Here is a 14,145-nt window from a genome sequence, read left to right on the forward strand (position 1 = left end):
GACCCGGGCGAGGCGGTTTCCACTGCCCCGCCCGGGGCACGCATCAGTAACACCCCGATCAGCCAGCCCGGGGAAAGGACGCCACGCCATGTCGGAAGCCGTCACCCGTACCGCCACGACAAGTCCAGGCCTCCTCGCCTCGCTTGATCCACTTCTGCGCGAGTGGTTGCCGCGGCAGCGCTGGTTCGCGGGCAAGGGGCGCCCGGTCACCGGGTTCTCGCTGGTGGAGGCCACCGAGCTGCTGCCGCCCACGGCCAAGCTCGGTCTGTACCACCTGCTGGTCCGAGCCCACCAGCCACTCACCGTGGGCGCTCCGACGCACCCCGGTGACTGCTACCAGCTCCTGATAGGCCTGCGCGAGGCGCTGCCGCCCCGGCTGGCGCCCGCGCTGATCGGCCATGTCGAGGAGGGCCCGCTCACCGGCCGTACCGCGTACGACGCCCTCTACGACCCACTGCCCGCCGAACTGCTCCTGGAAGCGATCCGCTCCGGGACCCGGATCGGCGGGCTGTCTTTCGAGCGGGACCCGCACCAGGACATCCGGGAGGGTCTGGTGGCCCGGGTGATGACCGCCGAGCAGTCGAATTCGTCGATCGTCTACGGAGATACGTTCATCCTGAAGCTCCTGCGCCGGGTCGTGCCCGGCGTCAACCCCGACCTGGAGCTGCCGCTGGCCCTGGCCCGGGAGGGCTGCCCCCGGGTGCCCGCGCCGACGGGGTGGCTGCAGACGGAGCTGGCCGGAGAGCCGTACACCCTCGGGGTGATGCAGCCCTTCGTGCAGGGCGCGTCGGACGGCTGGGAGCTGGCCCTGCGGGAGCTGGCGAAGGGCGAGGACTTCGGCGCCGAGGCGCACGCCCTCGGGCGGGCCACCGCCGAGGTGCACACCGCGCTCGCCCGGGCGCTGCCGACCGTGACACTGGGGCACCAGCAGCTGCACCTGCTCGTCGACGGCATGATCGAGCGGCTGGAGGCGGCCGTACAGGCGGTCCCCGCGCTCCGGCCGTACGCGCCGGGCCTGCGCTCCGCGTTCACCGCGCTGGGTGATCTCGCCGCCGAGGGCACCACCTGGACCGCCCAGCGCATCCATGGCGACCTCCACCTCGGCCAGTGTCTGCGCTCGGCGACCGGGCACTGGTCGCTGATCGACTTCGAGGGCGAGCCGTCCAAGCCGCTCTCCGAACGCCGGCTGCCGCAGCCCACGGCCCGGGACATCGCCGGGATGCTGCGCTCCTTCGACTACGCGGCGCACTCGACCGATCTGCCGGTACAGGGCTGGGCCGAGGCGTGCCGGGCCGCGTACTGTTCCGGATATGCCGAGGTCAGTGGCGTGGACCCGCGGACCGATCCGGTGCTGCTGCGCGCGTACGAGACCGACAAGGCGATCTACGAGGTCGTCTACGAGGCCCGGCACCGCCCGGACTGGCTGCAGGTGCCGATGGCCGCGGTGGCGCGGTACGCGTCGCCCGACCCGATCTGACCCGACCTGACCTTCGCCGAGGAGGCTCCGCCAGTGACCCCCCGCCCCACCCCCAGCGGTTCGGACCCGAAGAAGTCGGCCGCGAAAGCGGCGAAGAGCGTGAAGAAGGCCGCGGAGAAGGCGGTGACCAGGAAGACCGCCGCGAAGAAGCCGGATCCGGTGGCCGAGAAGGCGCCCGCGAAGAAGGCCGTGGCGAAGAAGGCCGCCGAGAAGAACGCCGTCAGCAAGGCTGTCACCAAGAAGGCCGCCGCGAAGACCGCGAAGAAGGGGACCGCGAAGGCGAAGAAGGTCGCCGCCCCCGTCCCGGCGTCACCACCGGAGGTGCTCGCACCGATCCCGGTCTCACCGGAAGTACCCGCCGCCGACCGCGACCGGCTGCTGTCGGGCACCCACCACGACCCGCACGGGGTGCTCGGCGCGCATGCGGTCCCCGGCGGGGTGGCCTTCCGGGTGTTCCGCCCGTACGCCCGGGCCGTGACGGTCGTGGCCGGGGACGTGCGGGCCGAGCTGCACGACGACGGCGACGGCTTCTTCTCCGGCCTGCTGGCGCTGCGGGAGGTCCCGCCCTACCGGCTGCTCGTGGCGTACGAGGAGACGGTCCAGGACACGGAGGACGCGTACGGCTTCCTGCCCGCGCTGGGCGACCTCGACCTGCATCTGATCGGCGAGGGCCGGCACGAGCAGCTGTGGACGGCACTGGGCGCCCAGCCCATGACCCACCGGGGCGTAGCGGGAACACGCTTCACCGTGTGGGCTCCGAACGCGCGCGGTGTGCGGGTGGCGGGTACCTTCAACTTCTGGGACGGGTCGGCGTTCGCGATGCGTTCGCTCGGCTCCACCGGCATCTGGGAGCTGTTCGTGCCCGGTGTCGGCGAGGGCGAGCTGTACAAGTTCGAGATCACCCGTCCCGACGGCTCCAAGACCCAACGCGCGGACCCGCTGGCCCGCCGCACGGAGGTCCCGCCCAACACGTCCTCGATCATCCACGCCTCGCACCACGAGTGGGAGGACGCGGAATGGCTGGCCCGCCGCGCGGAGGGCGCCCCCGCGCACGAGGCTCCCTTCTCGGTGTACGAGATCCATCTGCCGTCCTGGCGACCCGGCCTGACGTATCGTCAGCTCGCCGAGCAGCTCCCCGCGTACGTCAAGGACCTCGGCTTCACCCACGTCGAGCTGATGCCGGTCGCCGAGCATCCCTTCGGCGGCTCCTGGGGCTACCAGGTCACCGGCTTCTACGCGCCCACGGCCCGCCTGGGCACCCCCGACGACTTCAAGTACCTCGTCGACGCACTCCACCAGGCCGGCATCGGCGTACTGATGGACTGGGTGCCGGCGCACTTCCCGCGCGACGACTGGGCGCTCGCCGAGTTCGACGGCCGCACCCTGTACGAACACGAGGACCCACTGCGCGCGGCCCACCCCGACTGGGGGACGCTGGAGTTCGACTACGGCCGCCGTGAGGTCCGCAACTTCCTGGTGGCGAACGCCGTTTACTGGTGCGAGGAGTTCCACATCGACGGCCTGCGGGTCGACGCGGTCGCCTCGATGCTCTACCTCGACTACTCGCGCGAGCCGGGCCAGTGGGTCCCGAACGTGCACGGCGGCCGGGAGAACCTGGACGCGGTGGACTTCCTCCAGGAGATGAACGCGACGGTCTACCGGCGGGTCCCGGGCGTGGTGACGATCGCGGAGGAGTCCACGGCCTGGGACGGGGTCACCCGCGCGACGCACCACATGGGCCCCGGCGGCTTCGGCGGCCTCGGCTTCGGCCTGAAGTGGAACATGGGCTGGATGCACGACTCGCTGGACTACATGTCCCACGAACCGGTGCACCGCAAGTACCACCACCACGAGATGACGTTCTCGATGGTGTACGCATACAGCGAGAACTACGTCCTGCCCATCTCCCACGACGAGGTCGTGCACGGCAAACGCTCACTGGTCTCGAAGATGCCGGGTGACTGGTGGCAGCAGCGGGCCAATCTCCGCGGCTACCTGGCCTTCATGTGGGCCCACCCCGGTAAGCAGCTCCTCTTCATGGGCCAGGAGTTCGCCCAGGGCGCGGAGTGGTCGGAGGCGCACGGTCCCGACTGGTGGCTCCTGGACCCGGCGTACGGCGCGGAGGCCGACCACCGGGGCGTCCGCGACCTGGTCCGCGACCTGAACGTCGTCTACCGCCACACCCCGGCCCTCTGGCAGCGCGACACGGACCCCTCGGGCTTCCAGTGGATCGTGGGTGACGCGTCCGAGGACAACGTCTTCGCCTTCCTGCGCTACGACGCGGAGGGGTCCCCGCTCCTCGCGGTCTCCAACCTCTCCCCGGTGGTCCGCCCCAACTACCGCCTGGGCGCCCCGGACGACGTCCCGGCCTGGCTGGAGTCCCTGAACACCGACCTCGCCAAGTACGGCGGCGGCGACGTCACCAACCCCGACATCGTGAAGCCGGACCCCCAGGCCTGGCACGGCCGCCCGGCCAGCATCCAGCTCACGCTGCCCCCGCTGGCGACGGTGTGGCTGCGGCCGGCCTGAACCGCGGCCGCTCACCCTGCGCCGGGCAATTCGGAATCCCTTACGGAAGGACCCGGTCTTCTTCCTTGCCTCCGGGCATGAGCCGCCGAAGCACCGTGAGCAGCCGTCGGGCGTATCCGTCGGCGGTCGGCGCGGTGGACGGTTCGGCCGGGTCCCGCCGCTGCGCCGGCAGCACCCCCGCGCGCAGTTCGTAGCGCACCGGCAGCAGCCTGAGGCCCCGCACCACCGGTCCCGACCGCCAGGGCAACTGGTCGGGCGGCAGGGTGAGTTCGGCGCGCGCGAAGTGGTCGAGGACGCGTCCGACCGCGGTTGCCACGATCATCCCGCCCAACTCCCGTGCCGCACTGGGGCATTGATGCGGCCCGGCCCCCCACCCCAGATGCGCCCGGGTGGACACTGTCGACCCCACCAGGTGGGACGAGCTGATCGCCAGCAGGTCATGATGGGCAGCCGCGGCGGAGGGGGACACCGCGTCCCCCGCCCGCACCCACACCTCCCCCAGCCGCACGTCCCGCGCGGCGAACCGAAAACACATGTTGGCCACCGGAGGATTCGCCAGCGCCGCCCGGTTGACCGTTTCTCCCAGCTGCCCGGCCGAAAGGCTCCGCCGGACCGTCGCGTTCCCGCGCAGCACCTCCAGCAGTGTGTTGAGCACCATGTTCCCGGTGATGTCGTTCAGGTACACGGCGTTCATGAACAACTCCCGCCCGAGCTGTTCGTCGCTCAAGCCCGGATCCGCGAGCAGCATGTAGGACGTGAGATCGTCACCCGGCCGGGCCCTGCGATGCGCGGCGAGACGGGTGAAGGCTCCCAGCGCACGCGCCGTCGCGGGCCCCGAGTCCGGCCCCCCGTCCAGCATCCGCCACAGGTCCATGACCAGCTCGTCGCCCAACTCCACAGGACAGCCGAACAGCTTGGTCGTGACCATGAGCAGCAAGGGCCGCGTGTACTGCGCCCCGAGATCCGCGAACCCCACGGACCCGGACTCCGCCGCCAGCATCCCGACCAGCTCGTCGGCGTACCGTGCGACGGCGGCCCGCAGCTGCCACCCCTCCGGACTCCGTGCGTCCTGGAAGGGGCTCAGCGCCGAGTGATGGGTGCGCCGGGCCCCCAGATGCTCGTCGTCGTCCATGAACATCATCTGCCGTACCTCGTAACCGGCCAGCAACGGCCAGTCCCGCGGCAGCCGCCCCTCGGCCCGCGCCCGCCAGTACCGGATGTCCCGCCGCCACAGACTCTCGTTCCGCAGCACCTCGGTGACCTCGGTGTACCCGAGCACCAGCCACACCGGCACGCCCATCAGACCGACCGGCGCGACCGGCCCGTAGGTGCTGCGCAGGCGCTCGTACACCGCGCCGGGGTCGACGTCGAACTCGGCGGTGAGCAACGGCTCGACGGGCAGCGACCCGAGCGTGGGGCCGTCGGCCGGCGGGGTCGCGTGGGAGTGGGCTTCCATACCGCACACGCTTACCGCACCGGCCGTGCACAAGCAGTGACCATGGCGGGAACTGTTACGGCTCGGTGATCCCTGGGACGGATGTGTCGGCCAGTGCCTTCGGCAGCCGGCCCGTGTGCAGCACCCCCAGCCGCTGGGTCGCCCGGGTCAGCGCCACATAGAGGTCGCTCGTGCCGTACAGCCCCGGCTCGACCACGAGCACACAGTCGAATTCGAGCCCCTTCGACTGCCGGGGGTCGAGGAGTACGACGGTCCGCGTCAGGTCCGGCTCCGCGCCCGCGGTGACCCCGTCGAGCCGGGCCGCCAGCCTGCGGTGCAGATGGCGGGGGGCGATGACCGCGAGCCGCCCCTCGGCGGGGGTCAGCTCCTTCACCGCCTCCGCGACCGCGCCGGGGAGGTCGTCGGTGGCGCGCACCCACGGCCGTTCCCCTGTCGACCGCACCGAACTCGGCGGCTCGAAGCCGGGGTCCGAGGCGCGCACCACGGCCGCCGCGAGCTCCATGATCTCGGCCGGGGTGCGGTAGTTGACGCCCAGCCGGGCGTGCTCCCAGCGGTCCTCGACGTACGGCTCCAGGATCTTCTGCCAGGAACCCACGCCCGCCGCCTCCGCGGTCTGCGCCGGGTCGCCGACCAGGGTCATCGAACGGGTCGGGCTGCGCCGCATGAGCAACCGCCAGGCCATCGGCGACAGCTCCTGTGCCTCGTCGACGATGATGTGCCCGAACGCCCAGGTGCGGTCGGCCGCCGCGCGCTCGGCGGCGCTGCGGTGGTCGTCCTCCTCCTGCCGCTCGGCGAACCGCTCGGCGTCGATGATGTCGTGCGCGGACAGGACCTCGGAGTCCTCCTCGTCCTTGTCGTCGAACTCGTAGGTCCGCGAGGCGTACGACACGTCCAGCACGCCCTGCGCGTAGGCGATCTGTGTCTCCCGCTCGCGCTCGGCCCGGGCCCGGGCCAGCCGTTCGTCCACGCCGAGGAGTTCGGCCGCCTCGTCGAGGAGGGGTACGTCCGCCACCGTCCAACCCCGGGTCACCGGGCGGCGTATGGCGGCCGCGTCCTCGTCGGGGAGGTAGCCGACCGGATCGGCGAGGAAGTCCGCGACCAGCCGCTGCGGGGTCAGACGTGGCCACAACTGGTCGATGGCGGCCCAGACTTCGGGGTTCTCGGCGAGTTCGTCGCGGATCTGCGTGATGTCGCTCGGGTCCAGCAGGTTCGTCCCGTCGAACGGGTCCGTGCCGATGCGTTCGGCGACCATGTCGGTGAGCGTGTTGAGGATGTGGCCCTCGAAGTGCTCACGGGCCGCGTTGTGCGGCAGCCGGGCGGCCCGGGTGCGCTCACGGGCGACCTTCACCAGACCGTCGTCCAGCATGAGGATCTCGCGGTCGTGCTCGATCGCGATCACCGGGTCGGGCAGGGCCTGCCAGTCGCGTACGACGTCGGCGAGGACGTCCGCCATGGCGGCGCGCCCCTTCACCGCGGCCGCCGCGCGGCTGTCGGTCGCCGTCGCCTTCACACCGGGAAAGAGCTCCCCGACCGTCGCGAGCAGCACGCCGGTCTCGCCCAGCGAGGGCAGCACCTCGCCGATGTAACCGAGGAAGGCGGGGTTGGGCCCGACGATCAGCACGGCACGCTTGGCCAGCAACTCCCGGTGTTCGTAGAGGAGATACGCGGCCCGGTGCAGGGCGACGGCCGTCTTGCCGGTGCCCGGGCCGCCCTCGACCACCAGCACCCCGCGGTGGGGGGCACGGATGATCTCGTCCTGCTCGGCCTGGATGGTCTGCACGATGTCGCTCATGCGGCCGGTGCGTGCGGAGTTGAGCGCGGCGAGCAGCACGGCGTCGCCGGTCGGGTCCTCGTGACCGGTCCGTTCCTGGTCGCCCAGGTCGAGGATCTCGTCGTGCAGGTCGGTCACCCGGCGGCCCTCGGTGCCGATGTGCCGGCGGCGGCGCAGGCCCATCGGGGTGTGGCCGGTGGCCAGGTAGAAGGGGCGGGCGACGCCGGCTCGCCAGTCGATGAGGATCGGGGTGCGTTCGGCGTCCTCGGTGCGCAGTCCGATCCGGCCGATGTGATGGGTGGTACCCGAGGTGAGGTCGATCCGGCCGAAGCAGAGCGAGCCGTCGACCGCGTTCAGCGCCGCCAGCAGCCCCGAGCGCTCGGCCACCAGGATGTCCCGCTCAAGGCGCGCCTGCATGGGGGTGTCGCCCTGGGCGAGCGCGTCCGTGACGGAGACCTCGGTGTCGCCGCGCAGGGCGTCCACATGTGCGTACAGCCCGTCGATGAATTCCTGCTCCTGCCGCAATTCATCGTCCGGAAAACCGGTGTTTGACAATTCCACTCCCGCCCGGATATACTGTGCTGACTGAGCTTCTTTGCGACTCAATAGCTTTGAAGTCGCGAATCATTGAATATACGCAAAGAAATACCCCGAGCGCAATCGCTCGGGGTATTTCTCTGTATTGCGTCAGGTCACAGGACGTCCGTCAGCTCCTCGAGCAGCCGCCGCTTGGGCCTCGCCCCCACCATCGACCGCACGGGCTCCCCGCCCCGGAACACCATGAAGGTGGGCATCGACAGCACCTTGTAGGCGTTGGTGGTCAGCGGATTGGTGTCGACGTCCAGTTGGACCACCTTGAGCCGCTCGCCCTCCTCCGCGGCGAGAGCCGTGAGCACCGGCTTCATCTGCCGGCACGGCGGACACCAGTCGGCGGTGAACTCCACCAGCACCGGCAGCTCCGAGCCGAGCACCTCCGTCTCGAAGTCCGTGTCCGTCACTTCTGCCACACCCGCTGCCCTGATCACCTGTGGATCCCTCCCAGTTCGCACTGCGGCTCCGGACCACCCGGAACCTCCGCGTCGGCGGCCAGCCCGTCTCGCGCTCGCTCGGCCCGCTCCAGCTGCTGCCCGACCTGGGCCCGCACGGTCTGCAACTCGCCGATCAGCGCGTCCAGTTCACCGAGCTTGCGCCGGTAGACCGCGAGCGAGGCGGGGCACGCATCGCCCTCGGGATGACCGGCCCGCAGACACTCCACGAACGGCCGCGTCTCCTCCAGGTCGAACCCGAAGTCCTGGAGCGTCCGTATCTGCCGGAGCAGCTTCAGGTCGTCCTCGTCGTAGGTCCGGTATCCGTTGTGGCCACGCCGCGCGGGCAGCAGGCCCCGCGCCTCGTAGTAGCGCAGCGTCCGCGTCGTGGTCCCGGCCCGTGCGGCCAGCTCGCCGATTCGCATGCCCATGAACGTAGTCCTTGACGCCGACGTCAAGGCAAGAGCGGTTTGCGCTGCACCGGAGAGGTCAGCACGATCGACGTCGTCGTGCGGCCCAGGGTGGAGACCTCTTCCAGGACGTCCTCCAGGTGGACGGTGTCCCGGACGGCGACCTTGAGGATCCAGCAGTCCTCGCCGACCACGTGGTGCACCTCCGTGATCTCAGGGCGCTCCATCAGCTCCAGGGTCCTCGGATGCCTCAGGTTGTAGCCGCCGTGCGGGCTGACCCGGATGAACGCCTGGATGCCGTAGCCGAGCCGGGCCGGGACCACTTGGGCGCCGTAGCCGCTGATCACACCCGCCGCATCGAGCCGCCGCACCCGCTCCGTGACCGCCGCCGGGCTCAGCCGCACCCGGCGACCCAGCTCGCTGAGCTTGATCCGGCCGTCGGTCTGGAGGAGCTCCAGGATCTGCCGGTCCAGCGCGTCGAAGGCCACCGAGGTTTCGTCGGCGGCAGTGCGCAGATGCCGTGGTTCTTTTGGCAGGCCTGCCCGAACTCCCATGGTTCCCCCTTCAATACGTGGACATACGCCGGGAGAATTATGGTCATGCAAACCCCACGAGAGGTACTGGTCATCGGCGGCAGCCGTTATTTCGGCAAGCGGCTGATCGCACGACTGCTGGCCGCGGGCGACCGGGTCACGGTCCTCAACCGGGGCTCGTCCGCGCCCCCTCGCGGGACGGTTCACCTGGTCGCGGACCGCGACGACGAGAGCTCGTTGCGCAGCGCCCTGGGCTCCCGCACGTTCGACGTCGTCGTCGACCAGGTCTGCTACACCCCGCGCCAGGCGGCGGTGGCCCGCCGGGTCTTCGCCGGACGCACCCGCCGCTATGTGATGACCTCGACAGTGGAGGTGTACGAGTACGAGGACTCGATCGCCCTCGTGCGGGAGGACGCCGTCGACCCGGCGACCGTACCCGTCGATCTCGGACTTCCCTGGGACGACCCCGAATTCCTCGACTCCCATTACGGAGAAGGAAAGCGACAAGCGGAAGCCGTGTTCGCCGCCGACCCTGTATTTCCCGTTACGACCGTCCGCGTGGCCCACGTCCTGGGCGGGGACGACGACTTCACCGGGCGGCTCGCCCATTACGCGGACCGTATCCGCACCGGCGAGCCCATCGCCGTCCCGGTCGACAACCAGCCCGCCACCTACATCCACGTCGAGGAGATCGCCGACTTCCTCGCCTGGACGGTGGGCCAGGACTTCACCGGCCCCGTGAACGCGGCCTCTCACGGGCTGCTGGGCACGGAGGAGTTGTGCAGGGCGGTGGCCGCGCACGTCCCCGAGGGGAAGACCGTCCTCCAGCTCGTCGAGCTCGGCGAGGTCTCGCCGTTCTCCTTCACCCGCTCCTACGGCATGGACAACTTCCGCGCCACCCGTCTCGGGTTCGCCTTCGGCGACGCACGCCAATGGCTGCCACGGGCCGTGACCGAGACCCTCGGCAAGAAGGCCTGAGATCCGCTACCGCACCCTGGGTGACCTGCGGGCGAGCGCGATCGGCCTGGCGCGGCGTGCGGCCACCGGCCCATCGTGGCGCGCGGCTAACAGCCCGTCGCGGCGCGCGAGGTGGCGAACGGTCCGTCGTGGCGCGGGTGACTGCAACTCCCCAGGGGCGCGGGGAACTGCGCGACCAGCCCCCACCGGCCTACAGACGCGCAACACCCCCACCCGGCCCCCCTAGGCGCCCCGCCCAAGCCCAGCGCAGCTACCCGCGGGGAACGGCTCCCCGGTGCGCTCGGCCCACTCACGGGCCGCTTGCGGGCGGCCGGTGAGCAGCAGGAGCAGGGAGGTGATGGGGCCGCGGATCTCCTCGCCCTCCCCGCGTGTCCACTCGATGTCGGTGGCGACGAGCCGCGCCTTCGGCAGGGGCCAGGGGCGCGGCGGGAACCGCATGGTCCATACCCGGTCGGCGGAGTCACGGGCGGCCGCCGGCCGCATCGCGCGCTCACGGCCGAGGGCGAGGGCGATGTCCTGGCCGTGGACGAGGAGGTCGAGGAGGGGTTCACGGGGCGAGGTGGTCGGCGCGAGGCGGCGGGAGCCGACGATCGAGCGCAGGTTGGCGACGATCTCGGCAACCGGCACGTCGGCCTCGCGGACCGCCGAGTCGTGGATCATCCGGTTCCAGTCACCGCGGGCGCGAACCATCTCCCGTACGACCTGGCCGTAGGAGTAGCGCGCCGCGATCGTCAGATGCGCGGCGATGTCCCTGACCCGCCAGTCCCCGCACCGCGTCCGCGTCTCCCACTCCTGCGGGCTCAGACCTTCCAGCAGGTCGGCCAGGCTCGTCCGCTCCCGGTCGACGATCTGCCAGAGCTCGTCGGTGTCCAGCACTGCACCCACGGCAATCACCCACCCCAAGTGGTAAGCTTCTCTGACCAAAGTAGTCAGGGACTCTGACCAATGTCAAGCAGTGCGAGGGAGCGTCGACGATGGTGGCGGAGAGCGAGCTCAACACGGGGCTGCTCCTGTTCCTCCCGTACCGGGCCCTGGAGAATCGAATCTTCGCCGTGCTCGCGGAAGCCGGCTTCGACGACTTCACGCCCGCCCAGGCCCGGGTCATGCAGCGGATCGGCCCGGACGGCACCCGGCTGACGGAGCTCGCCGAGCAGGCCCAGATCACCAAGCAGACCGCGGGCTTCCTGGTCGACCAGCTGGAGAAGGCGGGCTACGTCACCCGCGTCCCGGACCCGACCGACAAGCGGGCCCGGCTGGTGTGCGGCGCGGCCAAGGCGTGGGCGGCGAAGGAGGTCGCCGACGGGGTGGTCGCCGAGGTGGAGAAGGAGTGGGAGGACCACCTCGGCAGGCGCCGTATGAAGCAGCTGCGCGAGGCGCTGACGCTGCTCCGGGAGATCACCGACCCGTGGGCCCAGGGGTGTGACCCGCTGCGCTGAGCTCGCTCAGCCCGCCGGCCTCCTCCACCTCCAGCAGCGACGCGCTCTGCCGTTCCTCCTCGAAGGCCCGGTGGCCGCCGCGGAGGCCGAACAGGCGCTTGGCCAGCAGGATGTAGAGAACGGCGAGGACGTTGAGGAACAGTGTGGCGATCTTCAACCAGCTGATGTGCTCGGTGAGTTCGTAGATCTCCAGCGGCAGGAAGGCGGCGGTCGCGACCACTGTCAGGTACTCCGCCCAGCGCTTGGCGTACCAGAGGCCGACCGCCTCGACGAGCTCGATGAGGGCGTACGCCAGCAGCAGCACGGCCACGAGGACAAGGGTGTTGTGCCGGTACCCGAACGTCTTCTGGACGGTGTCGACGACCGGCGAGTGGTCGAGGTCGTAGTGGAAGTGCCTGAACACCGGCCGGAAGACGTCCAGATACTCGTCGAAGAGCCGGCGCACCGCGTCCTGGCTGTTGCTGAACCTCCACACCGCCACCGCGGCCAGCACGATGAACACCCCGCGCACAGCCCGCTCGATCGCGAGGAAGCGAAGGACGAACAGGTCCCTGAGCACCGTGCCGCGCGGCACGAGGGGCGCGTGGTCCGCGGGCCCCGAGCCGTGCGGCTCGCCCAGGGCGAAGTCGCCGCAGCGCAGGCAGCGCCACGCCCCGCCCAGGGCGGTCTCGGCGTACAGCCGGTCCCGGAGGCGGGGTTCGTCCGGCGCGTACGTCACATGGCCGCGGCGCGCACAGGTGCGCCGGTCCCAGTCGATCTTCATCCCCCGTGTGCCTCCGATGGAAAAGCGTGCCGTCCGGGGACGGCACGCTAGTGGGGCCGGGTAAGAGTTCGGTGAGTCAGCGGGTGCCGACCAGCTCCTTCTCCTCCGCGTCCTGAGCAGCGGGCTCCGCAGACTTCCGACCGGGCAGCAGCACCGCGACCACCATCGTCCCGACGCCCAGCACGACCGCCCCGATCAGGCTGGTGTGCGCCACCGCGTCGGAGAAGGACGAGCCGACCGCGTCCGCCATCTGCCGGGCACCGGAGGCGAGTTGCCCGGCCTGTGCCTTCAGCTGGGCCGCCTGCTGGGGGTCGGTGGCCTGGGCGGCCTGCGCGGCGACCTGCTGGGCCTTCTCGCCGATGCCCTGCGCGACCGTGTATCCGGCGCCGACCGAGTCCTGCGCCGCGTCCAGCGTCGAGGCGGGAAGCTTGCTGCCGGCGGTGGCGTCGGAGAGGTGGTCCGCGTACGAGGTGGCCAGCAGCGAGCCGAGGATCGCGATGCCGAGCGAGCCGCCGAGCTCGATCGAGGTGTCGTTCACCGCGCCGCCGACGCCCAGTTCGGACTCGGGGAAGGCTCCCATGATCGCGTCCGTGGCGGGCGAGAGGGCCAGGCCGATCGCCAGGCCCAGCACCATCAAGGGCGCGACGAGATCGCCGTACGACGAACCCGCGTCGATCCGGGTGAGCAGGGCCAGGGCCGCCGTACCGCCGACCATGCCCGCGGTGACCGTCCACTTCATGCCGACCCGCGGGGTGAGGAACCCGGTCAGGGCCGAGCCGACGAAGACCGCGCCGGCCAGCGGCAGCATGCGCAGGCCGGTCTCCAGGGCGCTGTAGCCGAGCACGAACTGGAGGTGCTGGGTGAGGTAGTAGAAGGCGCCGAAGACGGCCAGGAAGAACAGGGCGACGGCGAGGTTGGAGCCCGCGAAGCCGCGGTCGGTGAAGCGGCGGACATCGATGACGGGGCGCGGGTGGCGCAGTTCCCAGACGACGAAGAGCACCAGACCGACGGCCGCGACCCCGGCGGCGGCGAGAGCCTTGGCGTGCCAGCCGAAGTGCGGACCCTCGATGATCATGTAGATCAGGGCGCCGATCCACACGACCGACAGCAGACCGCCGACGTAGTCGATGCGACCGCGCTTCGCGGCCTTGGACGGCGAGACGAGGACGAGAGCGGCGACGACGGCGACGGCCGCGATCGGGACGTTGATCAGGAACGTGGACGTCCAGGCGTGGTGCTCCAGGAGCGCGCCCGCGACCAGCGGACCGGCCGCGATCGCCACGCCGGAGGTGGCGGTCCACACGGTGATCGCCTTGGCGCGCTCACCGCGCGGGAAGGTCGCGGCGAGCAGGGACAGCGTGGCCGGCATGATCATCGCGGCGCCGGTGCCCATCACCGCGCGGGCCGCGATGACCGTCGCGGCACTGTCGGCGAGGTAGCCGAAGACCGCGCCGCCCCCGAACACTCCGAGCCCGAGCAGCAGCGCCCCGCGGCGGCTGTACTTGTCGCCGATCGCGCCGAACAGCAGCATCAGCGCGGCGTACGGGACGGTGTAGCCGTCGATCACCCACTGGAGGTCGGCGCTGGACAGGCCGAGGTCCTCGGTCATGTCGGGGGCCGCGACCGTGAGGGCGGTGTTCGCCATCACGATGATCAGCAGGCTGAGGCAGAGGACGAGGAGTGCCCACCAGCGGCGGGCGTAGGGGCGCTCCATCTTCTCGACCGGTTCGGTCATGACGAGTCGCATGGCAGGGGTGGCCTCCCTCA

At 70.9% G+C, this 14,145-nt stretch carries 12 protein-coding genes; 4 read left to right on the forward strand and 8 right to left on the reverse strand.

The annotated features are described in order from the left end of the window. Positions 1-88 precede the first annotated feature (88 nt). A complete protein-coding gene (locus RNB18_RS14615; protein WP_311714523.1) occupies positions 89-1,477 on the forward strand; it encodes a maltokinase N-terminal cap-like domain-containing protein in 1,389 nt (462 codons plus the stop codon). 33 nt (positions 1,478-1,510) lie between these two features. Further along, the gene (gene glgB, locus RNB18_RS14620) at positions 1,511-4,006 is read left to right on the forward strand and encodes a 1,4-alpha-glucan branching enzyme (RefSeq protein ID WP_311714524.1); all 2,496 of its coding nucleotides are present in this window, start codon (positions 1,511-1,513) and stop codon (positions 4,004-4,006) included. 40 nt (positions 4,007-4,046) lie between these two features. Here the strand turns inward: glgB and RNB18_RS14625 are convergent, their stop codons facing one another. From RNB18_RS14625 to RNB18_RS14645, 5 genes are all read right to left on the reverse strand, one after another. After that, positions 4,047-5,462: a cytochrome P450 family protein gene (locus tag RNB18_RS14625; protein ID WP_311714525.1), complete on the reverse strand. Its 1,416-nt coding sequence runs from the start codon at positions 5,460-5,462 to the stop codon at positions 4,047-4,049. A 55-nt stretch (positions 5,463-5,517) separates the two neighbouring features. Beyond that, on the reverse strand, positions 5,518-7,806 hold the full coding sequence (locus RNB18_RS14630; RefSeq protein WP_311714767.1) for a HelD family protein: 2,289 nt from the start codon (positions 7,804-7,806) through the stop codon (positions 5,518-5,520). A gap of 119 nt (positions 7,807-7,925) precedes the next feature. After that, positions 7,926-8,240, reverse strand: a complete 315-nt coding sequence (locus RNB18_RS14635) for a thioredoxin family protein (protein ID WP_059211406.1) — start codon at positions 8,238-8,240, stop codon at positions 7,926-7,928. A 14-nt stretch (positions 8,241-8,254) separates the two neighbouring features. Continuing rightward, positions 8,255-8,683, reverse strand: a complete 429-nt coding sequence (locus RNB18_RS14640) for a MerR family transcriptional regulator (RefSeq protein ID WP_311714768.1) — start codon at positions 8,681-8,683, stop codon at positions 8,255-8,257. A gap of 29 nt (positions 8,684-8,712) precedes the next feature. Continuing rightward, positions 8,713-9,222 carry an Lrp/AsnC family transcriptional regulator gene (locus tag RNB18_RS14645; RefSeq protein ID WP_311714526.1) on the reverse strand — a complete coding sequence of 170 codons (510 nt, stop codon included), beginning with the start codon at positions 9,220-9,222 and terminating at the stop codon, positions 8,713-8,715. A gap of 45 nt (positions 9,223-9,267) precedes the next feature. Between RNB18_RS14645 and RNB18_RS14650 the strand changes: the two genes are divergently transcribed. Further along, positions 9,268-10,179: an NAD-dependent epimerase/dehydratase family protein gene (locus RNB18_RS14650; protein WP_311714527.1), complete on the forward strand. Its 912-nt coding sequence runs from the start codon at positions 9,268-9,270 to the stop codon at positions 10,177-10,179. Positions 10,180-10,401: 222 nt separating this feature from the next. Here the strand turns inward: RNB18_RS14650 and RNB18_RS14655 are convergent, their stop codons facing one another. Next, the gene (locus tag RNB18_RS14655; RefSeq protein WP_311714769.1) at positions 10,402-11,073 is read right to left on the reverse strand and encodes a maleylpyruvate isomerase family mycothiol-dependent enzyme; all 672 of its coding nucleotides are present in this window, start codon (positions 11,071-11,073) and stop codon (positions 10,402-10,404) included. A gap of 80 nt (positions 11,074-11,153) precedes the next feature. On the opposite strand from RNB18_RS14655, the gene RNB18_RS14660 reads away from it, so the two are divergent. Further along, the gene (locus tag RNB18_RS14660) at positions 11,154-11,615 is read left to right on the forward strand and encodes a MarR family winged helix-turn-helix transcriptional regulator (protein WP_311714528.1); all 462 of its coding nucleotides are present in this window, start codon (positions 11,154-11,156) and stop codon (positions 11,613-11,615) included. On the opposite strand, the gene RNB18_RS14665 is transcribed toward RNB18_RS14660, so the two are convergent. Both RNB18_RS14665 and RNB18_RS14670 read right to left on the reverse strand, forming a co-directional pair. Then, positions 11,575-12,378 (reverse strand): DUF2127 domain-containing protein, encoded by an 804-nt coding sequence (locus tag RNB18_RS14665; protein ID WP_311714529.1) that lies wholly within the window; start codon positions 12,376-12,378, stop codon positions 11,575-11,577. The genes RNB18_RS14660 and RNB18_RS14665 overlap by 41 nt on opposite strands. A gap of 76 nt (positions 12,379-12,454) precedes the next feature. Beyond that, positions 12,455-14,125, reverse strand: a complete 1,671-nt coding sequence (locus RNB18_RS14670) for an MFS transporter (protein ID WP_311714530.1) — start codon at positions 14,123-14,125, stop codon at positions 12,455-12,457. Between the last annotated feature and the right edge of the window lie 20 nt (positions 14,126-14,145).

Source organism: Streptomyces doebereineriae, from assembly GCF_031845645.1.
In the GTDB taxonomy this organism is placed as follows: Bacteria; Actinomycetota; Actinomycetes; order Streptomycetales; family Streptomycetaceae; genus Streptomyces; species Streptomyces canus.

Coding starts and splice junctions, on each gene's coding strand:
- RNB18_RS14660 (WP_311714528.1), top strand. CDS start 11,154: ATGGTGGCGGAGAGCGAGCTCAACACGGGGCTGCTCCTGTTCCTCCCG.
- RNB18_RS14645 (WP_311714526.1), bottom strand. CDS start 9,222: ATGGGAGTTCGGGCAGGCCTGCCAAAAGAACCACGGCATCTGCGCACT.
- RNB18_RS14625 (WP_311714525.1), bottom strand. CDS start 5,462: ATGGAAGCCCACTCCCACGCGACCCCGCCGGCCGACGGCCCCACGCTC.
- RNB18_RS14670 (WP_311714530.1), bottom strand. CDS start 14,125: ATGCGACTCGTCATGACCGAACCGGTCGAGAAGATGGAGCGCCCCTAC.
- RNB18_RS14665 (WP_311714529.1), bottom strand. CDS start 12,378: ATGAAGATCGACTGGGACCGGCGCACCTGTGCGCGCCGCGGCCATGTG.
- RNB18_RS14615 (WP_311714523.1), top strand. CDS start 89: ATGTCGGAAGCCGTCACCCGTACCGCCACGACAAGTCCAGGCCTCCTC.
- RNB18_RS14640 (WP_311714768.1), bottom strand. CDS start 8,683: ATGCGAATCGGCGAGCTGGCCGCACGGGCCGGGACCACGACGCGGACG.
- RNB18_RS14650 (WP_311714527.1), top strand. CDS start 9,268: ATGCAAACCCCACGAGAGGTACTGGTCATCGGCGGCAGCCGTTATTTC.